23 protein-coding genes and 1 pseudogene are annotated in these 18,533 nt (G+C 46.7%); 15 read left to right on the top strand and 9 right to left on the bottom strand.

The window, feature by feature from the left end:
* From ACE41H_RS24250 to ACE41H_RS24240, 3 genes are all read left to right on the top strand, one after another.
* Positions 1-243: hypothetical protein (locus tag ACE41H_RS24250; RefSeq protein WP_375358140.1), on the top strand; the 243-nt coding region annotated here is incomplete at its 5' end.
* A 305-nt stretch (positions 244-548) separates the two neighbouring features.
* Positions 549-980, top strand: a complete 432-nt coding sequence (locus ACE41H_RS24245; RefSeq protein WP_375358139.1) for a hypothetical protein — start codon at positions 549-551, stop codon at positions 978-980.
* A gap of 976 nt (positions 981-1,956) precedes the next feature.
* On the top strand, positions 1,957-2,286 hold the full coding sequence (locus tag ACE41H_RS24240; RefSeq protein ID WP_375358138.1) for a helix-turn-helix domain-containing protein: 330 nt from the start codon (positions 1,957-1,959) through the stop codon (positions 2,284-2,286).
* Positions 2,287-2,435: 149 nt separating this feature from the next.
* On the opposite strand, the gene ACE41H_RS24235 is transcribed toward ACE41H_RS24240, so the two are convergent.
* Complete coding sequence (locus tag ACE41H_RS24235) at positions 2,436-2,741, bottom strand: DUF6809 family protein (RefSeq protein WP_375358137.1); 306 nt, start codon at positions 2,739-2,741, stop codon at positions 2,436-2,438.
* Between the two features lie 147 nt (positions 2,742-2,888).
* The gene (locus ACE41H_RS24230; protein WP_375358136.1) at positions 2,889-3,065 is read right to left on the bottom strand and encodes a ribbon-helix-helix protein, CopG family; all 177 of its coding nucleotides are present in this window, start codon (positions 3,063-3,065) and stop codon (positions 2,889-2,891) included.
* A 477-nt stretch (positions 3,066-3,542) separates the two neighbouring features.
* Here ACE41H_RS24230 and ACE41H_RS24225 point away from each other — a divergent pair, with 477 nt between their 5' ends.
* The 7 genes from ACE41H_RS24225 (at position 3,543) to ACE41H_RS24195 (ending at position 8,395) form a co-directional block, all read left to right on the top strand.
* Positions 3,543-3,857 carry a hypothetical protein gene (locus ACE41H_RS24225; protein WP_375358135.1) on the top strand — a complete coding sequence of 105 codons (315 nt, stop codon included), beginning with the start codon at positions 3,543-3,545 and terminating at the stop codon, positions 3,855-3,857.
* Between the two features lie 256 nt (positions 3,858-4,113).
* Entirely contained in the window at positions 4,114-4,299 is a 186-nt protein-coding gene (locus ACE41H_RS24220; protein WP_375358134.1) for a hypothetical protein, read from the top strand.
* A 128-nt stretch (positions 4,300-4,427) separates the two neighbouring features.
* A complete protein-coding gene (locus ACE41H_RS24215) occupies positions 4,428-4,685 on the top strand; it encodes a hypothetical protein (protein WP_375358133.1) in 258 nt (85 codons plus the stop codon).
* A 37-nt stretch (positions 4,686-4,722) separates the two neighbouring features.
* On the top strand, positions 4,723-4,917 hold the full coding sequence (locus ACE41H_RS24210) for a type II toxin-antitoxin system RelE family toxin (protein WP_375358141.1): 195 nt from the start codon (positions 4,723-4,725) through the stop codon (positions 4,915-4,917).
* 260 nt (positions 4,918-5,177) lie between these two features.
* Entirely contained in the window at positions 5,178-6,719 is a 1,542-nt protein-coding gene (locus ACE41H_RS24205) for a recombinase family protein (protein ID WP_375358132.1), read from the top strand.
* A 23-nt stretch (positions 6,720-6,742) separates the two neighbouring features.
* Complete coding sequence (locus ACE41H_RS24200; RefSeq protein WP_375358131.1) at positions 6,743-8,179, top strand: recombinase family protein; 1,437 nt, start codon at positions 6,743-6,745, stop codon at positions 8,177-8,179.
* 15 nt (positions 8,180-8,194) lie between these two features.
* Positions 8,195-8,395 carry a type II toxin-antitoxin system MqsA family antitoxin gene (locus ACE41H_RS24195; protein WP_375358130.1) on the top strand — a complete coding sequence of 67 codons (201 nt, stop codon included), beginning with the start codon at positions 8,195-8,197 and terminating at the stop codon, positions 8,393-8,395.
* Positions 8,396-8,778: 383 nt separating this feature from the next.
* Here ACE41H_RS24195 and ACE41H_RS24190 read toward each other — a convergent pair whose 3' ends face one another.
* The 3 genes from ACE41H_RS24190 to ACE41H_RS24180 all read right to left on the bottom strand — a co-directional run bounded on the left by ACE41H_RS24190 (position 8,779) and on the right by ACE41H_RS24180 (position 9,702).
* Entirely contained in the window at positions 8,779-9,195 is a 417-nt protein-coding gene (locus ACE41H_RS24190) for a type II toxin-antitoxin system VapC family toxin (protein ID WP_375358129.1), read from the bottom strand.
* On the bottom strand, positions 9,192-9,437 hold the full coding sequence (locus ACE41H_RS24185) for a hypothetical protein (protein ID WP_375358128.1): 246 nt from the start codon (positions 9,435-9,437) through the stop codon (positions 9,192-9,194). The genes ACE41H_RS24190 and ACE41H_RS24185 overlap by 4 nt, the downstream gene beginning before the upstream one ends.
* Positions 9,438-9,522: 85 nt before the next feature.
* Positions 9,523-9,702, bottom strand: coding sequence for a Spo0E family sporulation regulatory protein-aspartic acid phosphatase (locus ACE41H_RS24180; RefSeq protein ID WP_375358127.1), 180 nt, complete (start codon positions 9,700-9,702; stop codon positions 9,523-9,525).
* Positions 9,703-9,958: 256 nt separating this feature from the next.
* Here ACE41H_RS24180 and ACE41H_RS24175 point away from each other — a divergent pair, with 256 nt between their 5' ends.
* Positions 9,959-10,288 carry a helix-turn-helix domain-containing protein gene (locus ACE41H_RS24175; protein WP_375358126.1) on the top strand — a complete coding sequence of 110 codons (330 nt, stop codon included), beginning with the start codon at positions 9,959-9,961 and terminating at the stop codon, positions 10,286-10,288.
* Positions 10,289-10,365: 77 nt separating this feature from the next.
* On the opposite strand, the gene ACE41H_RS24170 is transcribed toward ACE41H_RS24175, so the two are convergent.
* Positions 10,366-10,710, bottom strand: coding sequence for a hypothetical protein (locus ACE41H_RS24170; protein ID WP_375358125.1), 345 nt, complete (start codon positions 10,708-10,710; stop codon positions 10,366-10,368).
* A 67-nt stretch (positions 10,711-10,777) separates the two neighbouring features.
* A complete protein-coding gene (locus tag ACE41H_RS24165; protein ID WP_375358124.1) occupies positions 10,778-11,236 on the bottom strand; it encodes a DnaA N-terminal domain-containing protein in 459 nt (152 codons plus the stop codon).
* 352 nt (positions 11,237-11,588) lie between these two features.
* Here ACE41H_RS24165 and ACE41H_RS24160 point away from each other — a divergent pair.
* Positions 11,589-11,891 (top strand): annotated as a pseudogene (locus tag ACE41H_RS24160) (Rpn/YhgA-type helix-turn-helix domain-containing protein); the annotation flags it as partial.
* Between the two features lie 120 nt (positions 11,892-12,011).
* Entirely contained in the window at positions 12,012-12,224 is a 213-nt protein-coding gene (locus ACE41H_RS24155) for a hypothetical protein (RefSeq protein ID WP_375358122.1), read from the top strand.
* A gap of 44 nt (positions 12,225-12,268) precedes the next feature.
* Here ACE41H_RS24155 and ACE41H_RS24150 read toward each other — a convergent pair whose 3' ends face one another.
* Positions 12,269-12,556 carry a hypothetical protein gene (locus ACE41H_RS24150; RefSeq protein ID WP_375358121.1) on the bottom strand — a complete coding sequence of 96 codons (288 nt, stop codon included), beginning with the start codon at positions 12,554-12,556 and terminating at the stop codon, positions 12,269-12,271.
* A 173-nt stretch (positions 12,557-12,729) separates the two neighbouring features.
* On the opposite strand from ACE41H_RS24150, the gene ACE41H_RS24145 reads away from it, so the two are divergent.
* The gene (locus tag ACE41H_RS24145) at positions 12,730-13,590 is read left to right on the top strand and encodes a hypothetical protein (protein ID WP_375358120.1); all 861 of its coding nucleotides are present in this window, start codon (positions 12,730-12,732) and stop codon (positions 13,588-13,590) included.
* Between the two features lie 609 nt (positions 13,591-14,199).
* On the opposite strand, the gene srtD is transcribed toward ACE41H_RS24145, so the two are convergent.
* On the bottom strand, positions 14,200-14,817 hold the full coding sequence (gene srtD / locus ACE41H_RS24140; protein WP_375358119.1) for a class D sortase, LPxTATN-specific: 618 nt from the start codon (positions 14,815-14,817) through the stop codon (positions 14,200-14,202).
* Between the two features lie 570 nt (positions 14,818-15,387).
* On the opposite strand from srtD, the gene ACE41H_RS24135 reads away from it, so the two are divergent.
* The coding region (locus tag ACE41H_RS24135; protein ID WP_375358118.1) for an isopeptide-forming domain-containing fimbrial protein at positions 15,388-18,533 on the top strand (3,146 nt) is incomplete at its 3' end.

The raw sequence follows: 18,533 nt of genomic DNA, 5'->3' as shown, positions 1-18,533 counted from the left end.
GAAAAGATCCGAGAGCAAGTCCGGGACATCGCAACAGGCCCGCAACTGGATGTGAAGGCACACCGCATCGGATCGTTCGAGCATTTCAAATCCCTTCCGGCCGAGCAGCAGAACGAAATTCTGAGGCAATGTATCAAACGAATCCACTATGTACGAGTTATGCCGAAGGAGATCCGGAAACTGCCTGCCAGAAGCCCGGAACGTGAAGCCTATCTCTTTCACTATACCATTGAATATTTCTAAGCCCCTGGAGATGCCCCATCACTGCGGCATGCTTAAACACGAGTTATAACACCTTTTAACACTGGGGACATTCGACATGTGTCCGGCTGCGAATGGAAATTAAGAATGATGTAAACCCCCGCTCGCCGCGAGCGGCGAAGAGGAGGAGATACCACTCTCAAGGGATTGAAAAAGCCCAGTAAATACGCGGTTATCTAGCCTATACGTAAAAATTACGCATTATGAATTTAGTTAGGATAAGAAATGACGTCCCGACGGGCGCAACAGGCGTCACGGGCGTGACCGGATTAACGGGAGCGACCGGGATGACGGGGGTGACGGGCCCTACCGGACCGACCGTGACGGCAAACAACATTCAAGTAGTTAATGGTACACCACAAACTAAAACTCCAGGCCAACTTCTTAACCTTGGTCCTTCGCCTAACATACAAAATGGCAGTGCCATTACGTATAACGGATCAGATACGATTACGCTCGCCCCTAATCAGATTTATCAAGCTTGTTACAGTGTCACTGCAGTAACAAATTCAACGGGTCAGGTATTCGTTGGCTTAGCAGGAGTTGGTGGTTCTGGTTCGTCTGCCAATGGTCTTGTTCCAGGTACTATTCTTACTTTATCTAATTGCTCCCTAGTGAACAGTAATGTAAATCCTACCTTAAGTCTGCGATATGGAGCCGCTGCGGGAGGTGCTACATCTTTCAATAGTGTTGAGATAAATGTGGTTAAACTGCAGTAAAAACTGGGCCGCCCTTCAGGAATTCACGGCTCCTGAAGGGCGGGCTTTGAAGTGGTAAATGCCCGGACGCAAACAGCGCTGAGCCCCGATGCATTCTGATGATTAAGGAAGTCAGGTTTTCAAATCAAAGGATGATCAGAATGTAGCATAAACGCCAGGAATCACCGTACAGCTATACCATTGAGTATTTTGAAACGACATCGGTGTCCAGGGAAAGCTTACGTGCAGGAGCTGTCCCTGATGTTAATCCCTGCTTTTTAGACGTCAAATGTAAATTCAACACAACCGCGAACGGATTGGTTGGTGCGCCTCGGATTATTTTCGCCTCCTGCACCGGTCATTTGTCAAAAACCAGCCCAAATAACCTGCATGAAAGGGGCGACCTGTTCCCCTTTCTTCGTCATGTTCGGAAAACCCGATCAGCGCTGGAACGAAGTTCGCGGATTCAGTAGGGTCTTATCCGGGCAACTTATTTTCAGATGGACAAGCGGTACGCTTTCCGAGAAAGCAGCGTACAGGTATGTGACTCTATCATTCATTTACAGAGGAAAGGAGGACACATGACGACAAAACGACAAAAACTACAGGGTAACGGACTACATGAAAGCTTGTGTTTTTGGCCGAGACAAGGGGGGCTTATCCATCTTACAAGTGTTCTCGACCAATCGAAGAAAACGACTACATAAATACCGGAAACCCACGCTCGATTTCCTGTTTCAGCTTCTCCATGATCTTCTCCCTTTCGGAATGGCGTATGTACCGGAATGAAAAAAGAACAGCCTGTATGTGCAAGACTGTTCTTCGTTGATCATTATGACTGGGCGGTCGGTTGCTGCAATCGACGGATGATGATTTAATTATACAAAATAGTCCATTAAGAGACAAATGAATATTTTCATTGTCTATGTATATGCCTGAATTATTTGGCTCCAGTTGTCTACACTTTAGTTAATAAAAGAGACAGTGGAGCGTAAACATGGAGCAAACGTTAACAAGGATAGGCCGTAAAATCCGGCAATATCGGAAGTTGAAAGGATTGACACAGGAGCAGCTCGCGGAATTGGTGGGCACCAATTTTTCCTATATCGGCAAAATCGAACGGGGAGAATATAATGTCAAAATACACACGCTTGAAAAAATAGCGAATGCGCTGGAAGTGAGCTTATCCGCACTGTTATCTGACGGTGACCATAAGGGCATTGAGATGAGCGGCGCGGTTCTGGAGGCCGCAGTGCTGCTACAGAACCAGAGCGAGACCGATCAACAGAAGGTGGTTGAAATTCTCAAAATTATGTTCCGTACGTAGCAGGAGCAACAACATTCCTATTGGAAATTCTCCCATTAACGGTCCAACTGCTTATCGACTACCAGGCCCGCTCATTCCGAGCGGACCTGGTAGTCGATTATTATGGTCCCATCCGCGTACAGGACAGTCAACAAGTTGTTAGTGTATCATCATGACAAGCCCGATGCTACATCCTGAAGCCATTCCTCGCGTTTGCTTGAGACTTCGATCATCAAGTTGGCTCCAAGCCTGAACCCATGCAGAAAAGCAGCTTCAACATGCATACTATTGACGCTGTCACACAGGTCAAAATATTCCTCAAGCTCACGAAATGCTTCTTCACCTAAGCGGTCTCGCCATTGTTCTGTCTGCATTACCATTTGTCGGCTTAAGCGTCGGTATTCAGGATGAGACGGCACAATCGCCTCATCGGGATGAAGCTGCCCGCGGTACAAGGCTTCCAGAATCGTTTTCATATTCATCCTCCCATAAAAGGTCATCGCATCGCTTGAATGAGATTCCTGCACATGGTAGGATATTTATGCAGTCTGCTTATTCAAGCGATTGCGTCTTCGTAGGAAGTAGCTGGTTTCTTCACAGGGCCCACGCTGCTTCCTTTTTTATTATTGGAGATCGTCGTAGATCTTCTCAATCCCCTTGCGCACGACATTCGAACGTGACGTATTGAGCTTCTTAGCAGAAGCTTCGAGCTTGCGCATCATGTCCTGATCGATACGTATCTTGATTGTTTCGCTTTTGGGATTGTCAGATAGAGGACGCCCCATCTTTTTGGCCGACATCGCTTCACCCCACTTTTCGGTCCACAATAATAATATGTTATTGTGGACCGAAAAGTCAATCGAATCATTCAACTGCTCCCTATTTTTTTGGAAGGTTGAACGAGGATGGTCAGAATGAGCATAAAGGCTACTTGGAGCAGTAGAATTTCATTCGCAAAGGAAAGGAGGAATTACACGAAAGCTATTAAATGATCAGTATTTCCTGGTGGAGGTACTCAAAGTGGAGTAGCAAGTCCCCTAGATGTTACTACTTTTAACGTTGCAGGGGGAACCAATGATATTGGGGGAGGCTCAAGTATAGCAGTAGTTAAACTGGCTTAACCTGAAATCGTATCGACGGCACATCAGGCTATGCAGAGAAGCTTGATCGTAATCTCCTGGGATAACAAGAAAAAAATGGGGTGAACAAGAATGGGTTTACAGGCGAAGCTCCGTCATGTATGCTTATATTCAAACCAGTAATAGGAGGCTGAAAGCATGAAGGACAACCCATCAAACCGTGTGGAAGAAATGCTGGAGACACTCATCAAAATGGTTGGGGAAAACAATAGCAGGCTCAGAACAGTTGAGGAAGACATGAGCGTGTTGAAGGAAGACGTGAGCGTGCTAAAGGAAGACATGAGCGTGTTGAAGGAAGATGTGGGCGTGTTGAAGGAAGATATGCGAGAGGTCAAAATTAATGTTAATGGACTAATCCAAGGGCAAGAAAGGCAAGACCGTATTCTCGAAATGCTCTCTGTTAAATCCCTTGAAACGGACTCCTATATTCGGGATTTTAAAAGAAAATTGTAGTGAAGCCCACTCATTCCAAATCATGAGTGGGCTTTTTTTACGGTCACATCACAGAACGATGGTTCAGACCTGGTGCAGACCCCATTACCCGCGAGAAGCCAGCCCGCAAAACCGGAGCCACGATGCTTAAAGACCTGCTATTCTGCGGGTTATGCGGAAAAAACTTGAATTTCAAAAGAAAAAAAGCGGTGTTCTCATCATCCAACCTTGCAGAAATGTACTTCCTGACAGCCGTGTAAAATGCAGCAATCAGGGAATGAAGCTGCAGCTGCTGGAGATTCGGGAAATGAGAGTGGATCAGCAAGAAATGAAACGAGCTGTCCTGGATACGAATGAACGGGTTATGGAGATAGAGGGTTTTCTGGAGAACCAGCACAGAATTATTGAACTTCTCTCTGCTCGCTCCATTCAACAAGAGGCTGACTTGAAGAGAATCAAATGATCTGATCCGGTGACTGGCATGACCGGAATGACGGGCGTGACAGGTCCAACAGGCCCGACCGTGACGGCGAATTACATGAGTACGTATAAAAAATTAGCGGACATTTGAAATGAGGAGGTCATTCTTGTATGGGAATTCGTAAAAAGGACTTGTACAGCCTAATTGACCGGCTCCAAGAACCCGATCAAAAAACGGCTTTTGATTTTCTTCAATATTTGATCGAACGATCAGCAAGAAAGCCACTGGGCTGGGAAGAGATCGACCGGCAAGAACCTGATGATGAGCCGTTGACTGAAGAAGAACTTCGCCAACTAAATAGCGATGCCGGGTATGTGTCTGGGGAGGAAGCCAAGCGTGAGTTCGGGCTACAAGTTGATTTACCATAAAGCTGCATTAAAATTTATCGCCAAGCAAGAGAAGTAGATTCAAGAACGAATCGCGCACGGGCTGCAAGGTTTGCTTGTTATTCCTCCGACCGGAGACATTAAACGTATGAAAGGCTCCATCGGCCTGTATCGATTGCGGATCGGTGCGTTGCGAATCCTTTTCGAAATCAATCACGACGAGAAAGTGGTTTATATACAGGCTATTGATTCGCGCGGCGGAATCTACAAATGAAAAGGACCGATGAGACCATGCGCTGAAACATTGGTTTACGTTTACGTAGACGTAGGATGTAATACATAAGATGTAACACGTAATATGTAATATGTAGAACGTAAACGTGATCCGGGAGCGAATTTGAAAATCGGGCTCTGGGGTGAGCAGCATGTTTTTCCGGCTCATAATCCACAGCTTATTCCATAGAATAGAATAGTGGGCCAAGCAGTAATCGGTCAGAATGCTGTATAAGCTGTACAAAGGAGGCTGGCGACCGTATGAGCAGCATAGAAGTGGGTTGTTTCGGGGCGACCTACCTGCGTATTTCACGGGATAAGGGCGAGAACGAGGATACCTTGCAGAATCATCGCGAGATCATGACGGAGTTCTGCAGACAGAACGGTTATACCTATGAAATGTATGAAGAGATTGTGAGCGGAGGCAAATATGAACTTGAGGAAAGGCCGCAGCTGCAGCAGCTTTTGCAAAATATCGAGAAATACAAGGCAATCTTCACCGTGTCGCTGGACCGTCTCGCGCGTAATGGAGTGATCTCCCAGCAGATCAAGCAGGTGTGCATAGATCACGAAATCAAGATCATCACCCCTTCCCAGACCTTCGATTTATGCAATTCGCTGGAAGACCGTGTCCTGTATGATGTGAGCTCCATGTTTGCCGTGATGGAATATGAGATGATCGGGCGCAGGAATAAATATAATAGAATGCAGCGTGCCCGGCGGGGGGAGTATGTCAGCGGGAAACCCGCTTTTGGTTACAGGAGAAACGGGACCACCAGTAAACTGGAAATCTATGAGCCGGAAGCCGAAGTGGTTCGATATATCTTCAAGCTTCACAGTGAGGGTCTGGGTAAGCAGAAGATTGCCGATATCCTCAATAGCGAAGGTTATAAAACGCAGCGACAGCGTAGCTTCCAGCCTTCAACCGTGAAAGCGATCATCAATAACCCGGTCTACAAAGGCTGTCTTGTCCTGCATGACCGCAAGTATACGAAGGAAAATGGCGAGCATACCTTCAAGGTGGTGGACACCATCATCACGGACGATGCCCATCCGGCCATCATTGCCCCTGACGAATGGGAGCAAGCGAAACGGGAGCGTGCGGAACGCGGAGCCAAGGCGGCGGCGCAGCGCGAGAAAGCGACGGTCAAGACAGGAACCACGATGCTGAAGGATCTGCTGTATTGTGGCATATGTGGAGGAAAGCTGTTTGTGACAAAGTATCTCATTAAACCCTGTGAATACCTGCTGCCGGACAGCGGGGAGAAATGCGGAAATCATGGCATGAGGCTGATATTGCTCGAAGAAGAAGTGCTGTGCAAGCTCCAGGCGCACCGGGAACGGCTGTGGCAAGGACTATTACATATACAGCAGCAAGACGCGCTTCACCTGCTCCCCGGATTCCGGAAGCATCGTGAGCATACGGAGCAGCAGATGGAAGAAGTGCAGCAACTGCAGAGCGAACTGGAGGAGCTGGCCGGGACAGGGATTTTCGGGGACGAGGAGATCGGGGTGCAGGCCAATAGACTGCTGCGCATGGAGCATGCTTTGCAGGAAATGAAGGAGAAGGTCCTGCAGCAGATTCAGAAGCTCGAGTCCTCCGGGGTGGAAGAGATGGAGGGTATCCTGGATATGCTGGATCAGTTCCCCAACCAGACACCGGAAGACCAGAACCAGACGTTGAAGCAGTTCATCCGGCGGATCGATTACAAGAGGAGGCTGCCCGAAGAGATCAAGGCGCTGTCTGCCAATAATCGTGAACGCCTGAAATCCCCGTTCAGCTACACGATTGAGTATTGGTGAAGGCGGATGGGAGTGATCTACACATGATGGATGGGAATACCGGGATCTTCGGCGCACTCTACCTGCGCATATCACGGTCCAAAGGAGAGAATGAAGACACACTTCAGAATCACCGTGAGCTGATGGAGGAATTTTGCCGAGAGCATGATTACACCTTTGAGGTGTACGAAGAAATCGTGAGCGGGGGAAAGCATCAGTTGGAGGCCCGCCCTCAGTTACAGAAGCTGCTCCGCAGCCTTGGGCGCTACCAGGCCATTTTTGCCGTATCACTGGACCGCCTGTCCCGCAATGGGCTGATCTCCCAGATCATTAAAAAAGAATGTATCGAGCATGATGTGAAAATCATTACGCCGACGCAAGCCTTTGACCTGGCCAGTTCAGAGGCCTCCCGTCATTTGTATGACATCAGCTCGTTATATGCCTCGATGGAATATGAGATGATCGGCCGCCGGACGAAAGTGAATAAAATGCAGCGGGCCCGGCGGGGAGAGCATGTCAGCGGTAGGGCGGCTTACGGCTACTGGCGCAACCCGGACACCCGCAAGCTGGAAATCTACGAGCCTGAGGCCGGGATGGTTCGTTATATTTTCAAGCTGTACCTCCAAGGCATGAGCTGCCGCAAGATTGCCGACAGGCTCAACAGGGATGGCTTCAAAACTCAACATCTACATCCCTTCCAGCCGACAGGCATCCAGCAGATCCTGCGCAATCCAGTGTACAAAGGAACCCTGGTGTTCCACAATCGCCAGCGAATCAAGAAAGGCCAAGTGTACCGTTACAAGATCGTGGAGACGATCGTCACGGAAGATGCCCATCCCGCGCTCATTCCAGTAGAAGAGTGGGAACGAGTGAATTGGGATAAAATGGATCGGGGGGGGGCCACTCTCACCCGCGAGAGGCCGGCCGACAAGATGGGAGACACCCTGCTCAAAGATCTGCTGTTCTGTGGGATTTGCGGCAAAAAGCTGGAGCTGATCAAGACAAAAAGCGGTGCTATATTCATCAGACATTGCAAAAAACTGCTGCCTGACAGTCGTATGAAATGCAACAATCAAGGCATGAGGCTGCAGTTGCTGAACGAACAACATCTGCAAGAGAACAAAGAGGAGCAAGAGGAGCTCGTGCAGCCCGCGCTGGCAAGGGAATTGCCGTATGAACTACTCAAGAGAGCGCATACCCGGGTGAAACAACATCCCGTGCTGCAGGAGTCCAGAGCGCAGCTTCTGCAGCAAATCCGGCAGCTAAGGCAGCCCTCTCCGGTGAATCTCAAGGCGCACCAGCCCGGATCGTTCGAGCATTTCAAATCCCTTCCAGCCGAGAAGCAGAACGAGATTCTGAAGCTGTTGATCCAACGAGTCCACTATGAACGAGTCATGCCGGAGGAACTCCGGGGGCTGCCCCCCAGAAGCCCGAAACGCCAAGCCTATCCCTTCCGTTGTACTATTGAATATTATGGATAGAAGGAGCGTGATACCATGAGCGTTCAGAAATGTGTGGCTTGCGAAAGCGAGGACATGAGAAAAGGCGAAGTCGAAATGCCCTTACCAAAGATAGGGAATGTGAAGGTACCAGCAACCATCTGCAACCATTGTGGTGAATCTTATATAAACGAACGTGAGATCAGGGTATTGGAAAATGTCATGAAAGCAGTCAAAGAACAAGCAGTAGGAGCCTAATTAGGCTCCTTTTTTTGTGCGACGGACAGCACAAACGGCAAAATAGCATAGTAGCAGATCAGAAGGGCCTCCACGTGATGAGGACATTTTCATTGAAGGAATAAGCATATTGGTGGAGATGGAGCCCATACTTGAGGACGTCCCCCCGAGGAGGCGTATCCGAGGATCAACCGCAATTTTGACCGATTAAATCAGGAGATCGCGGGAATCAAAGGGGGCATGGTGGTCGCAAGTTTTTATGGTGTAGGTGCCAGTATTAGAACGGACGATGCCACGGAACTGCTCAATGAGTTGTTTGCAGAGGCTAAGAGCCAGGGTACGGTTGTTGTAAGCTCGACGAAACCCTTCCAATGGACGTACAAAGGCAAAGCTCTTTGTGTTGACTAATTAAGGTCTACAGTCTCTACCCCAACATAATCCGCAAACTTTAAAAGGCGCTTATCTTTAGACACAAGAATCAGATCATGTTGGATGCAAGTAGCTACCAGTACACCATCATTAGTCTTGCAAGGCCTCCCAAGTAACCTTTGTTCGTTAAGAAACTTTCCAGCGTAAAACGATAATTCGACGGTCAGCGGTATGGTTTCTGCCGTTGTCATAATACGTTCAATAGTTCTTATTACACCAGCACTCTCGGCACCATTCAAAACCTCTGCAATGACAATAACAGAGAATAACATATCTACGTCATTTGCAAAAAAAGTACGACAATTAAGGTCACTACCCAATGCACCAATGACTACATTGCTATCCACGAGATATTTTTTAGAATTATTGAAATTCTTCATCGGCATAATCATTCACGATCACCTTCAATAAAATCTAACATTCGTTTCTCCTGCTCGGGAGATAGAATACCTGCATTCTCCAAGATAAGTCTAGAGACGGGATTTTTTATATGAGAGTAATCTTTCTCCTCTTCTTGAGATTTCTCAAAAACGGTCTTATTCTCTAAATCAACACTAGTAGGATTTCTATAACCCGCCGATTGGAGTATATCCCTTATCTGACGAACCACACTCTCGTCTATCTTTTTAGCCATGTAAAACACCTCCAATACATATTATTCTGACCATTATAGACTGATCATCCAGCTTGGACAATTCCATGACATGCCTTTGGCGAGATCATGGGGCTATTATATCATAAACGGCGTTGATGCCGGTTTGTTCCTTGATAAATTGGATGATCAGTTGGTCCAGCTCCCGGGATATATGCAGCACCTCCGGGGCGAGGAAGCCTTTTTCAACCGCCAGCTTCTCCATTTCACGTCTTTTTTGCTCGATTTCCTGCTTCAGATTCTCCACGCTTCTTCTCCCTTTCGGCATAGCATATTTACGGGAATGAAAAAAGAACAGCCTATACTCTTAAGACTGTTCTTCGGTGGTCGTTAGGGCTGGCCCGTCGGCTGCTAGGAAGATTCACTCGACGGGGGTTGATCTGATTATACAAAATAGTTCATAAACAGACAATATAATATTTTTATTGTCCGTGTACATACCTGAATTATTTGATCCCATTTGTCTACACTTTAATTAATAAAAGGGACGATGGAGCGTATACATGGAGCAAACTTTAACAAGGATCGGCCGTAAAATCCGGCAATATCGGAAATTGAAAGGATTGACACAGGAGCAGCTCGCGGAATTGGTCGGCACCAATTTTTCCTACATTGGCAAAATCGAACGGGGAGAGTATAACGTCAAAATACAAACCCTTGAAAAAATAGCGAATGCGCTTGGAGTCAGCTTATCTGCGCTGTTATCCCACGGCGACTATAAAAGCATCGACATGAGCGATACAGTTGTGGAAGCCGCAGTCCTGTTACTGGAGCAAAGCGAGAGCGATCAACGCAAGGCGGTTGAAATTCTCAAAATTATGTTCCGTACATAGTAAAAATTGATTGAATGCCTGAGATTGACACAGGAGCAGCTTGCGGAATTGGTCGGCACTAACAAAAAAGTCCCTCATTAAGATGAGGAACTTAGTTTCATTTTGGCCTGAAGTCTTGTTGTTCTTAGAACAAGCATATCAACAACATTGTCGGTTTCTTCTTTCCATTCCCAAATCTCTTCGACGCGCTTGTCGATTCGTTGCAGCGTTGCAATCAGATCTTCATGCTGGTTCGCTTCAATTCGGTTGACAGTTTCTTTGATGCTCGAAATGTCACCTTCCATATTGTCCATTCTGGACTCGATGCGCTCCATTCTGGATTCCATGCCGTCCATTCGCTCAATCATTTGAGACATTTGATTCTGCATTCCGCTCATTTGCGTCTGTATTTGACTGAGTATTTCAAGTATCTTTTCGTCCAAGCATATCACCCCTGCTTTATTATAACACCGCATATATAGCTGTACATAGACATATTCAATTCACCTGCTACTCCTTTAATCTGATGGAATAGCCGCCATGTTTTAAACGGTTAATCTCTAACTCCTGTTGAGATACTTTATGAAAGATAATTTCTACGTCTTTTTTGAGGTCATCCAGTTTTTTGTTAATATTTTGCAGTAAGGCACCAACGTCTTCTGGTGTACTTTCAACCAGCGTTACATGTGACTTATCGATGGCCCCGACTGGGCGCTCCAACGATCGAAACGAGATCTTTATTGCATTATTCCCGGTCGCCAGTTCAACTGCGCTTAGTACGACGTTTGAATAGCGGGAACAAAGCCATTCCTTCGTGAAAGAGGTGTGGCAGATAATAACGAAAATCTCGCCGTCAAACGTTGCAGAGGTCTCTTTAAACCAAGTTTGAAATTGAATAGGGTCAACAGTCTTTTTAACAGTTTCAAGCGCTTGCAGCCAAAGTTCCGTGGCGTCATTATGTCCTGGCATCTTCTTTGTCCCTCCCATTAAATAAATAGCCCGACGCTTGTATTGGGAGAGCGTCGGGGTATTGCGTCCATTTCCGAAAAGGAGCTTGTGTCTTAGTATAAACGAAAATTGTAGTGAAGCCCACTCATTTCAAATAACGAGTGGGCTTTTTTGGTGAATAAACTTCTACCGCATGTCAACCAATTGAGGTTGGGGAGGGATGAACTTGTGTTTTAACGATCAATTATTTTGATTTATTTACTATTTCGTTCAATTTCTTTATAGACTTAAATAAGTGGATGTGCTAATATCGATCAATAATAACACTTATATAAGTCATTAAGTGCATTTTTTCGTAAATAAGTATATTTTGGAGGTGCTTTCAATGATCGAGCCTGCATTGAAAAAAGCGATGGATACGTTGGAGTCTCTTAGTCAAGATGCAGAATTCCGTCGATTATATGAAGAGAGACAAAGATATTTACACGACCAAGCTTCCATGATTCAGGGAGCGTTAGCTGAAGGCGAAGCCCTTGGTGCGAAAAAGAAAGCTGCTCAGATGGCCGTAGAGCTTCTTAGTCTCGGAGTGGATATCTCAATTATAGCAAAGGCCTCAGGATTGTCTGAGTCTGAGATTATTGCTTTAAAGAACCAGAGCAACTCAGACCGTCCTTGAATTTTCGATGCTCTTTCCATCTAAGTATGGCAAAAAAACTGCTGGTTTGTGCTTGTGTTGACAGGGTTTTGTGCAATTTGGATCATAGTGTTTCGTGTATCACTCAGGGAGATGATGATATTGTGTAATTCAAAAGATCCTTTTCAAGGATTGATTGCATTCCCCTTCCCCGCCAACCTGACGAAAGAAGAGATTGCTTCCGCAATGAGGGAAGGCCGAAACAAAATGGTCGAAAGATATGGAGCTGAAGCGATACATGAATCAACACAACGCATGAGAGAACATGTCTATCGTGTTGATCACAATATTGATCGTAAAGGAGTTCAAGCATAATCAGACTCTTTTTCTCCTTTTCCTCCGTTAAGGCGTTTCAATTCTTAAATATCGGAATTATACAATTCACTAAAGAGCTGCAAAGCGTCTTTGAAACCTTGTAAGTATATACTTCTTTCTAAGATGGTTTGAAGAGAAATTTGGGCATCTTCGTACAGAAACACCGTATGTTGAAGTTGATCGGGAATAGCTTCACAAATTGATCTAAAATGCTCATTCGTCTCAACAGATAGCTGCTTATAGTCCGTGTGACTCTCCAGAAGCTCGCTGTAGAGTAATTCTAAACGTATTCGAATTAGTGGTTCTGTTAATGATTCCAATGCATTGACCATATCTGTTCCTCCTTATCAATATTCAAAATGATTGTAAAGATGAAATACGATTTCTCCAAGATACGATAGAATTTATTTCACAGAAATATACCCTATAGGGCGTTTCCGAGAACCTTTGGGTAATGATAATATGATATTATTAAGGGAAATATAGTTGGGAAGAAGTGACGCTATTGCTCGAAGATTTCCTCCGGAAACTGCGCTACTTACCACAATCGGAAGATACACTAAATAGGATAAGCCGGTATGTAGATTCAGCTAAAAATCATATACGAAAAGATGATCGTGGTTTACATCTGCCGAAAGCTAGTCGATTTATGATCGTTCGGGTGAACTTTGCAGGACTCGGTACAGAATTAGACGACGCTCATTATGCAATTGTATGGGAAGAGCATAGGAAGAGGGACAATATAAGTGTTATTCCTACAACGAGCTTCAAACCCGTATCTACACTAGAGACTGGCCTAACCTTTAATATTGGCCATGTTGATTTTCTGAGTGGAGAAACGGTTGTATTAATGGATCAAATAATAAGCATTAGTAGGAAACGGCTACAAGCAGTCAGACATTATAATCCTGGCACCGAAAGAAGAGAAATTGCAAAGCTGTCAAGGGACCAGCAATTCCGGGTAAAAGACGGATTTCGTATATACGGATTACATGCAGCCACGTTTTTCAATGAATTCCTACGCGATAGCTTTAAAGATACATTGCCTGAGCTTCAAGATCCGGATGTGCAGTTTGATCATCTTCATCGGCCAGTCATTACAATTCAGAATACAAAGAACGAACTCATTTATCAGCTTTATAATGATACTCGTCATTTTAAAATATCGCGTAAGCTTTTTGCTAAACATGGCATTGATCGGTACCAATTGCTAAGCGATTGGGTTAACGCAAAAGCCCAAGTTGACCGCGCAACCGCCAGAGTCATTAAAACCAGGGAAGAAGTTCGCAAAGATGGGTACGCAAAGATCCAGGCTGCCATTGAAGCGTGGGAGTCGCCTTCTGGAGAAGATGAATTATCTAGGTAAAAAGGTGTTGACATTCCGGACTCTAAAAGATAAAATCAAAATACTAGATAAACGGATTCACAACAAATGCCCCATGGTGGGCCTCGGAATTTCAGAAAATGCCCCGTGGTGGGCCTCGAAGAACGCCCTTACTCAACAGTAAGGGCGTTTCTCATTTTACTCATCTTCCTGATTCGGAAAATATCCTAATAGGTCTCCACATAAAGGGCAACGTTTATTTGAAGTCCTGTTTAATTCGTTGGCAGTCGTGTAGGCGGAATCCAAGGAAATAGTATCAATGATCGGAGTGACTTTATTGTACCCACATTCCATATGGTCACAACTTTCAACCACGGAGTACTTTTTCATGTCAATCCCCCTTTTTGTGAAATACCATAATTAGCTTTGGCAGCTACAGCACATTGTATTCTTTATAGGTTATTAAAGAATTACCCAATCTGTGTGGGGGATTTAAGAAGGCAGCCGATTCGTTTCATCGATCTGACGGCTTCAGGTCGTTCATCGACTTGCGCACTGTCTTCCCTTGCTCCATTTGCTGTATGGATTCCTTTAACCTTTTTTTCAAGTCTTCGTCCATCCCAAACACCCCTTCCATGCAGAGTAATCATTTCAAGAATTCACATGATCGACCGGATAAGCATACAGAATGTAGCGTTCAGGCGCACTGCCTACATAATGAAACGGATAGCAGGTGGAGACCACCAACACCTCGGTGCCCATCTTGCGAATCACAGTTGTATCGTCTTTATCCACAATATCCGTGCTTTTAATCTCATATTCATATGTACCATAGGGCAGCTTGACGATAAAACGGTCCCCGACCGCCAGCTTGCCGAAATTACGGAACACGGTGTCCCGGTGCCCGGACAGCAGGATCTGTTCGTTGTCCGAAGGAAACGCAGTAGTGCCGTAATGCCCGACTCCGCGTGCAAGCATCTCCTCATCTGTGCCTTCAATAATCGGAAGGTCTTCATTCAGCTTCGGGATTTCCAGCAATCCAATCACGTCATTCTGCTGCGGCTTAAATTCACTTCTATCGATCAGGGGATCGGGGCTTGATACTTTAGTCAGCCGTGTCTCTTCCGACACACTTGGCTGGCCGACCAGCGCGTTGGCTTCAGCCATCGCTTCTTTCAGGCTGGCTTGATGCTGGACATATTGCATGCCCCCGACCGCCAGCAGGCCCGCTCCAGCTACTGCTAATAAAATGCCTGCGACTTTGCGCATATGCCTTCCCTCCTGGATTTTACATATAAATGCAAGTCTAAATTTCTGAAATATAGTGCTTGTATTTTCTATATTTTCACAATACGATCTTACTCTTTCTTCCTGAGCAAATCTAGCGCAAAAAGTAGCATCTATAACAAGTCTATCATGCGAATTTTAAGTCAAGTCTGCTGCAATGTGAGACATAAGGATGATTTAGGGGACGTTTGTCTCATGTTGGGGATGCTTTTTAGTTCTGGGACTTATGACAAATTACGCATGTTTAGGCAAAAATATTGTCTATATTTGCCTGCTGAATTATACTATGCCCTGAACATTGGTTAAAAATTGAAATATGATGCCGGAAAAAAGGAGGGACGAAGTTGCGCTATAGTTGCCGGCAATCTGGTATAACTTGTTTCCGGAGGGAGGATTGCTTGCTATTCACCCGTTGGACAACTAGAGCAAACGTATACATACAACCGGGTACTTGTCAAAATCAGAAAAGATCGGAACTGGGGAGAAGGGAATGACACTGTCAAGCCAAGCTCCCGTGATCTGGAAAAACAACAATTTGGGGGGAGACAATTGGTGAATACCCGCTCCGCACGACAAACAAGCGTATTCAAGCGTCTTTTTATTAAATTTTCTGTATTTATGCTGGTGTTCGGAATGTTGCCTTTTTCGCAACCATCCCTGACCCCTGCAACCCAGGCGGCGGATAGTCCTTGTGCGGCTCCGGTAGCGTTGCTGAACGGCAGCTTTGAGGAAGGGCCTGCCAGAGGCACGGCGTATAACGGTATTGGTGGAGGTATCTATTTCAAGGAATCTGAAGTGCCTTCATGGAAAACTACCGACGATGGCGGTGGCGAGAAAATCATTGAGATCTGGAACTGGAAGGATAATCTTCCTGCGACAGCAAAAAACTGGCCTATCAAGGACGGAAACCGGTGGGCAGAATTGAATGCCTTTGAAAATGGCATGTTGTATCAGGATGTGGCGACCGTACCTGGACAAACCATCCACTGGCGCTTGTCCCATATGGGACGGGCGGGTGTTGACACCATGCAGCTCCGCATTGGAGCGGCTACTGCTAATCCATACGATACCGTTGTACAGGAACAAATGAGTGATGGAAACAAGGCATGGGGAACTTACACGGGTACTTATACGGTTCCTGCAGGACAAACGGTAACAAGGTTTGGTTTCGAGGCTGTTAGCTCAGCCAGTGGGGGTATAGGCAACGGCAACTTCCTCGATGACATCTTCCTCGGAACAGAGCCATGTGTAACCTCCAACAAGACGGTTAATCCGCCGGGTGAGGTCAAAGCTGGCAGTGAGCTGACGTATACGATTAATGTCAAGAACGAAGGCGGGGACATCGCGGCCGATGCAACCATTACGGATGCCATCCCGGCTGGAACGGAATATGTCCCTGGATCGATGGTCTTGAATAATGGCTCTGCGACCAAAAATCTGACGGATGCCAACGATACCGATGAAGGTGATTTTGACGGAAAACAGATTAACATCAAAATTGGGGATCTGGCCAATACCGGCAAGCTGGGCAATGGAGTTACTGTGCAATTTAAGGTGAAAGTGCTGAATGATTACGCAGTGAAATCTGTTAACAACAAGGCGCAAGTCAACTACGAAAACTTGTTGACAGAAGAAGAAGAGCAGACGGAAACCAATTTAACGACAACACCCATTACGTTTCCTATGCTGGAATCCAATAAAACGGTAACCATTCAGGAAAAAGCGTCCGGAAATACCGACACAGAGCATCCTGAAGTGGGAGACACACTGCTGTACAGCATTCAGACCCGTAATAACAATGTGGGCACTACGGTGAAAAACCTTACCATTTCAGATGTGGTTCCGGCAGAGCTGGAATATGTGCCAGGCAGTCTGACGGTGGATGGCAAATCCGTTACGGATAGTGAAGACGATGATGCCGGTCATCATGTCAGCGGTGAGGTTGTTGGCAAACTTGGAGATATCACGGATACGAATGCGCATACAGTGGCATTCCAGGCTGTTGTCAAACCGGGCCAAGCCGGTAAGGATATCATCAATATCGCCACGGTAGGCGGCGACAATGTGGAGACGCCGGATCATCCAAGAGAAGAAGTACAGGTATATCCGCGCAATCCGCAAATTGAATCGGAGAAGTTCGCATCGAATGTGGATGCAAGCAAGGCAACGTATGAAGTGGGAGACACCATTTCTTACACGATTCGTGCGAGAGGTGTTGTGAACGATACCTATCTGGAAAATCTGACGATCACGGATACTTTGCCTGCGGGATTGCAATACGTGTCAGGTAGCTTGAAGGTGGACGGCGTGTCTGTATCAGACGCGCAGGATAACGATGCCGGACATTCCGTATCTGGTGAAGTGTATGGTTCGTTTGGCAATGTCGAGGATACGAGCTGGCATACGCTGGAGTTCCAGGCGGTGATCCAGGACGGTCAAGGCGGCAAAACGATTCAGAACACCGGGAAAGTCAACGGGGATAACATTACCGTACCGGGTGAACCTACCGATAAGGTAGTGGTTGAAATACCGCCAACACCACCAGTAGATCCGCCTACAGACCCTAATGATCCGGATGACGGAGGCTCAGGCGGCGGTGGCGGCTCGGATGATGACGACGACAATGATTCTAGCTCTCCAAAACTTGAATCCGAGAAATCAGCGAAAGATGTGAACGGGGGCAGCATCGAAGTTGACGATACGATCGAGTATACGATCCGTGCCCGCAATACCGTTTCAAACAGCAGTGTAACGAACATGGTCATTTCCGACGATCTGCCGGAAGAGCTGGAATACGTGCCGGGTACGCTGAAGGTGGATGGCGCAACGGTAACGGATAGCAACGACAGCGATAAAGGCAAATATGTCGATGGCACGGTAACAGGCAGCATCGGTACGGTAACGGATACCGACTGGCATACGCTGGTATTCGAAGCGAAGGTTGTCAAGGGAGACAAAGGCGACAAGATTAAGAACGTTGGTACAGTTGACGGGGATAATCTTGATGACCCGGATCGCCCAAGCGAAGAAACTACAATCGGCGAAACGACTCCTGTCATGGAATCCGAGAAAGCAGCGAACGACCTCAATGGCGGCACGATCCAGATCGGTGACGTGATTGAGTATACGATTCGTACGCGTAACACTATCGAGGACAGTGTGGTCACGAATCTGGAAATTTCCGACGTCCTGCGCACTGAACTGCAATATGTGCCAGGCTCGCTAAAGGTGGACGGCGTTGCCGTAACCGATGCACAGGATAGCGATAAAGGGCATTATGTTGACGGTAACGTAAGCGGTCAATTCGGCGATGTGACAGATACGGACTGGCATACGGTTGTATTCCAGGCGAAGCTGATCGCAGGACAGAACGGCCAAACCATCAGCAACACCGCTGAAGTAACCGGGGATAACCTGAACAACCCGGATCAGCCGTCTGAAGACATCGTCGTTGGCGGCGGAAGTGGAAGCAACTCCGGCGTTCCGGGAGAACCGGGCAATGGCCCTTCTTACGGCGGAACGAACAACCCGGGCTGGGGAGGTTCTGATTCCGGTTCCACAGACTCCGGCCAATCCGGCGGATCAGGTGGAGCTGGAGGAACAGGCCAATCCGGCACCTCGGGTGACTCGGTGAACGGAGACGACTCCGGCAACGGAGATGGCAATGGCAGCAAGCTGCCGGCAACGGCAACGAATAT

Origin of the sequence: Paenibacillus enshidis (genome assembly GCF_042136365.1) — a bacterium.
Taxonomy (GTDB): Bacteria; Bacillota; Bacilli; order Paenibacillales; family Paenibacillaceae; genus Paenibacillus; species Paenibacillus enshidis.
This window is presented reverse-complemented; position numbering and strand designations above follow the sequence as displayed.

Bases quoted from the DNA above. Each gene is read 5' to 3' on its own strand.
- ACE41H_RS24245 (WP_375358139.1), top strand. From the start codon at position 549: ATGACGGGGGTGACGGGCCCTACCGGACCGACCGTGACGGCAAACAAC.
- ACE41H_RS24240 (WP_375358138.1), top strand. From the start codon at position 1,957: ATGGAGCAAACGTTAACAAGGATAGGCCGTAAAATCCGGCAATATCGG.
- ACE41H_RS24235 (WP_375358137.1), bottom strand. From the start codon at position 2,741: ATGAAAACGATTCTGGAAGCCTTGTACCGCGGGCAGCTTCATCCCGAT.
- ACE41H_RS24230 (WP_375358136.1), bottom strand. From the start codon at position 3,065: ATGTCGGCCAAAAAGATGGGGCGTCCTCTATCTGACAATCCCAAAAGC.
- ACE41H_RS24225 (WP_375358135.1), top strand. From the start codon at position 3,543: ATGAAGGACAACCCATCAAACCGTGTGGAAGAAATGCTGGAGACACTC.
- ACE41H_RS24220 (WP_375358134.1), top strand. From the start codon at position 4,114: ATGAAGCTGCAGCTGCTGGAGATTCGGGAAATGAGAGTGGATCAGCAA.
- ACE41H_RS24215 (WP_375358133.1), top strand. From the start codon at position 4,428: ATGGGAATTCGTAAAAAGGACTTGTACAGCCTAATTGACCGGCTCCAA.
- ACE41H_RS24205 (WP_375358132.1), top strand. From the start codon at position 5,178: ATGAGCAGCATAGAAGTGGGTTGTTTCGGGGCGACCTACCTGCGTATT.
- ACE41H_RS24200 (WP_375358131.1), top strand. From the start codon at position 6,743: ATGATGGATGGGAATACCGGGATCTTCGGCGCACTCTACCTGCGCATA.
- ACE41H_RS24195 (WP_375358130.1), top strand. From the start codon at position 8,195: ATGAGCGTTCAGAAATGTGTGGCTTGCGAAAGCGAGGACATGAGAAAA.
- ACE41H_RS24190 (WP_375358129.1), bottom strand. From the start codon at position 9,195: ATGATTATGCCGATGAAGAATTTCAATAATTCTAAAAAATATCTCGTG.
- ACE41H_RS24185 (WP_375358128.1), bottom strand. From the start codon at position 9,437: ATGGCTAAAAAGATAGACGAGAGTGTGGTTCGTCAGATAAGGGATATA.
- ACE41H_RS24175 (WP_375358126.1), top strand. From the start codon at position 9,959: ATGGAGCAAACTTTAACAAGGATCGGCCGTAAAATCCGGCAATATCGG.
- ACE41H_RS24165 (WP_375358124.1), bottom strand. From the start codon at position 11,236: ATGCCAGGACATAATGACGCCACGGAACTTTGGCTGCAAGCGCTTGAA.
- ACE41H_RS24150 (WP_375358121.1), bottom strand. From the start codon at position 12,556: ATGGTCAATGCATTGGAATCATTAACAGAACCACTAATTCGAATACGT.
- srtD (WP_375358119.1), bottom strand. From the start codon at position 14,817: ATGCGCAAAGTCGCAGGCATTTTATTAGCAGTAGCTGGAGCGGGCCTG.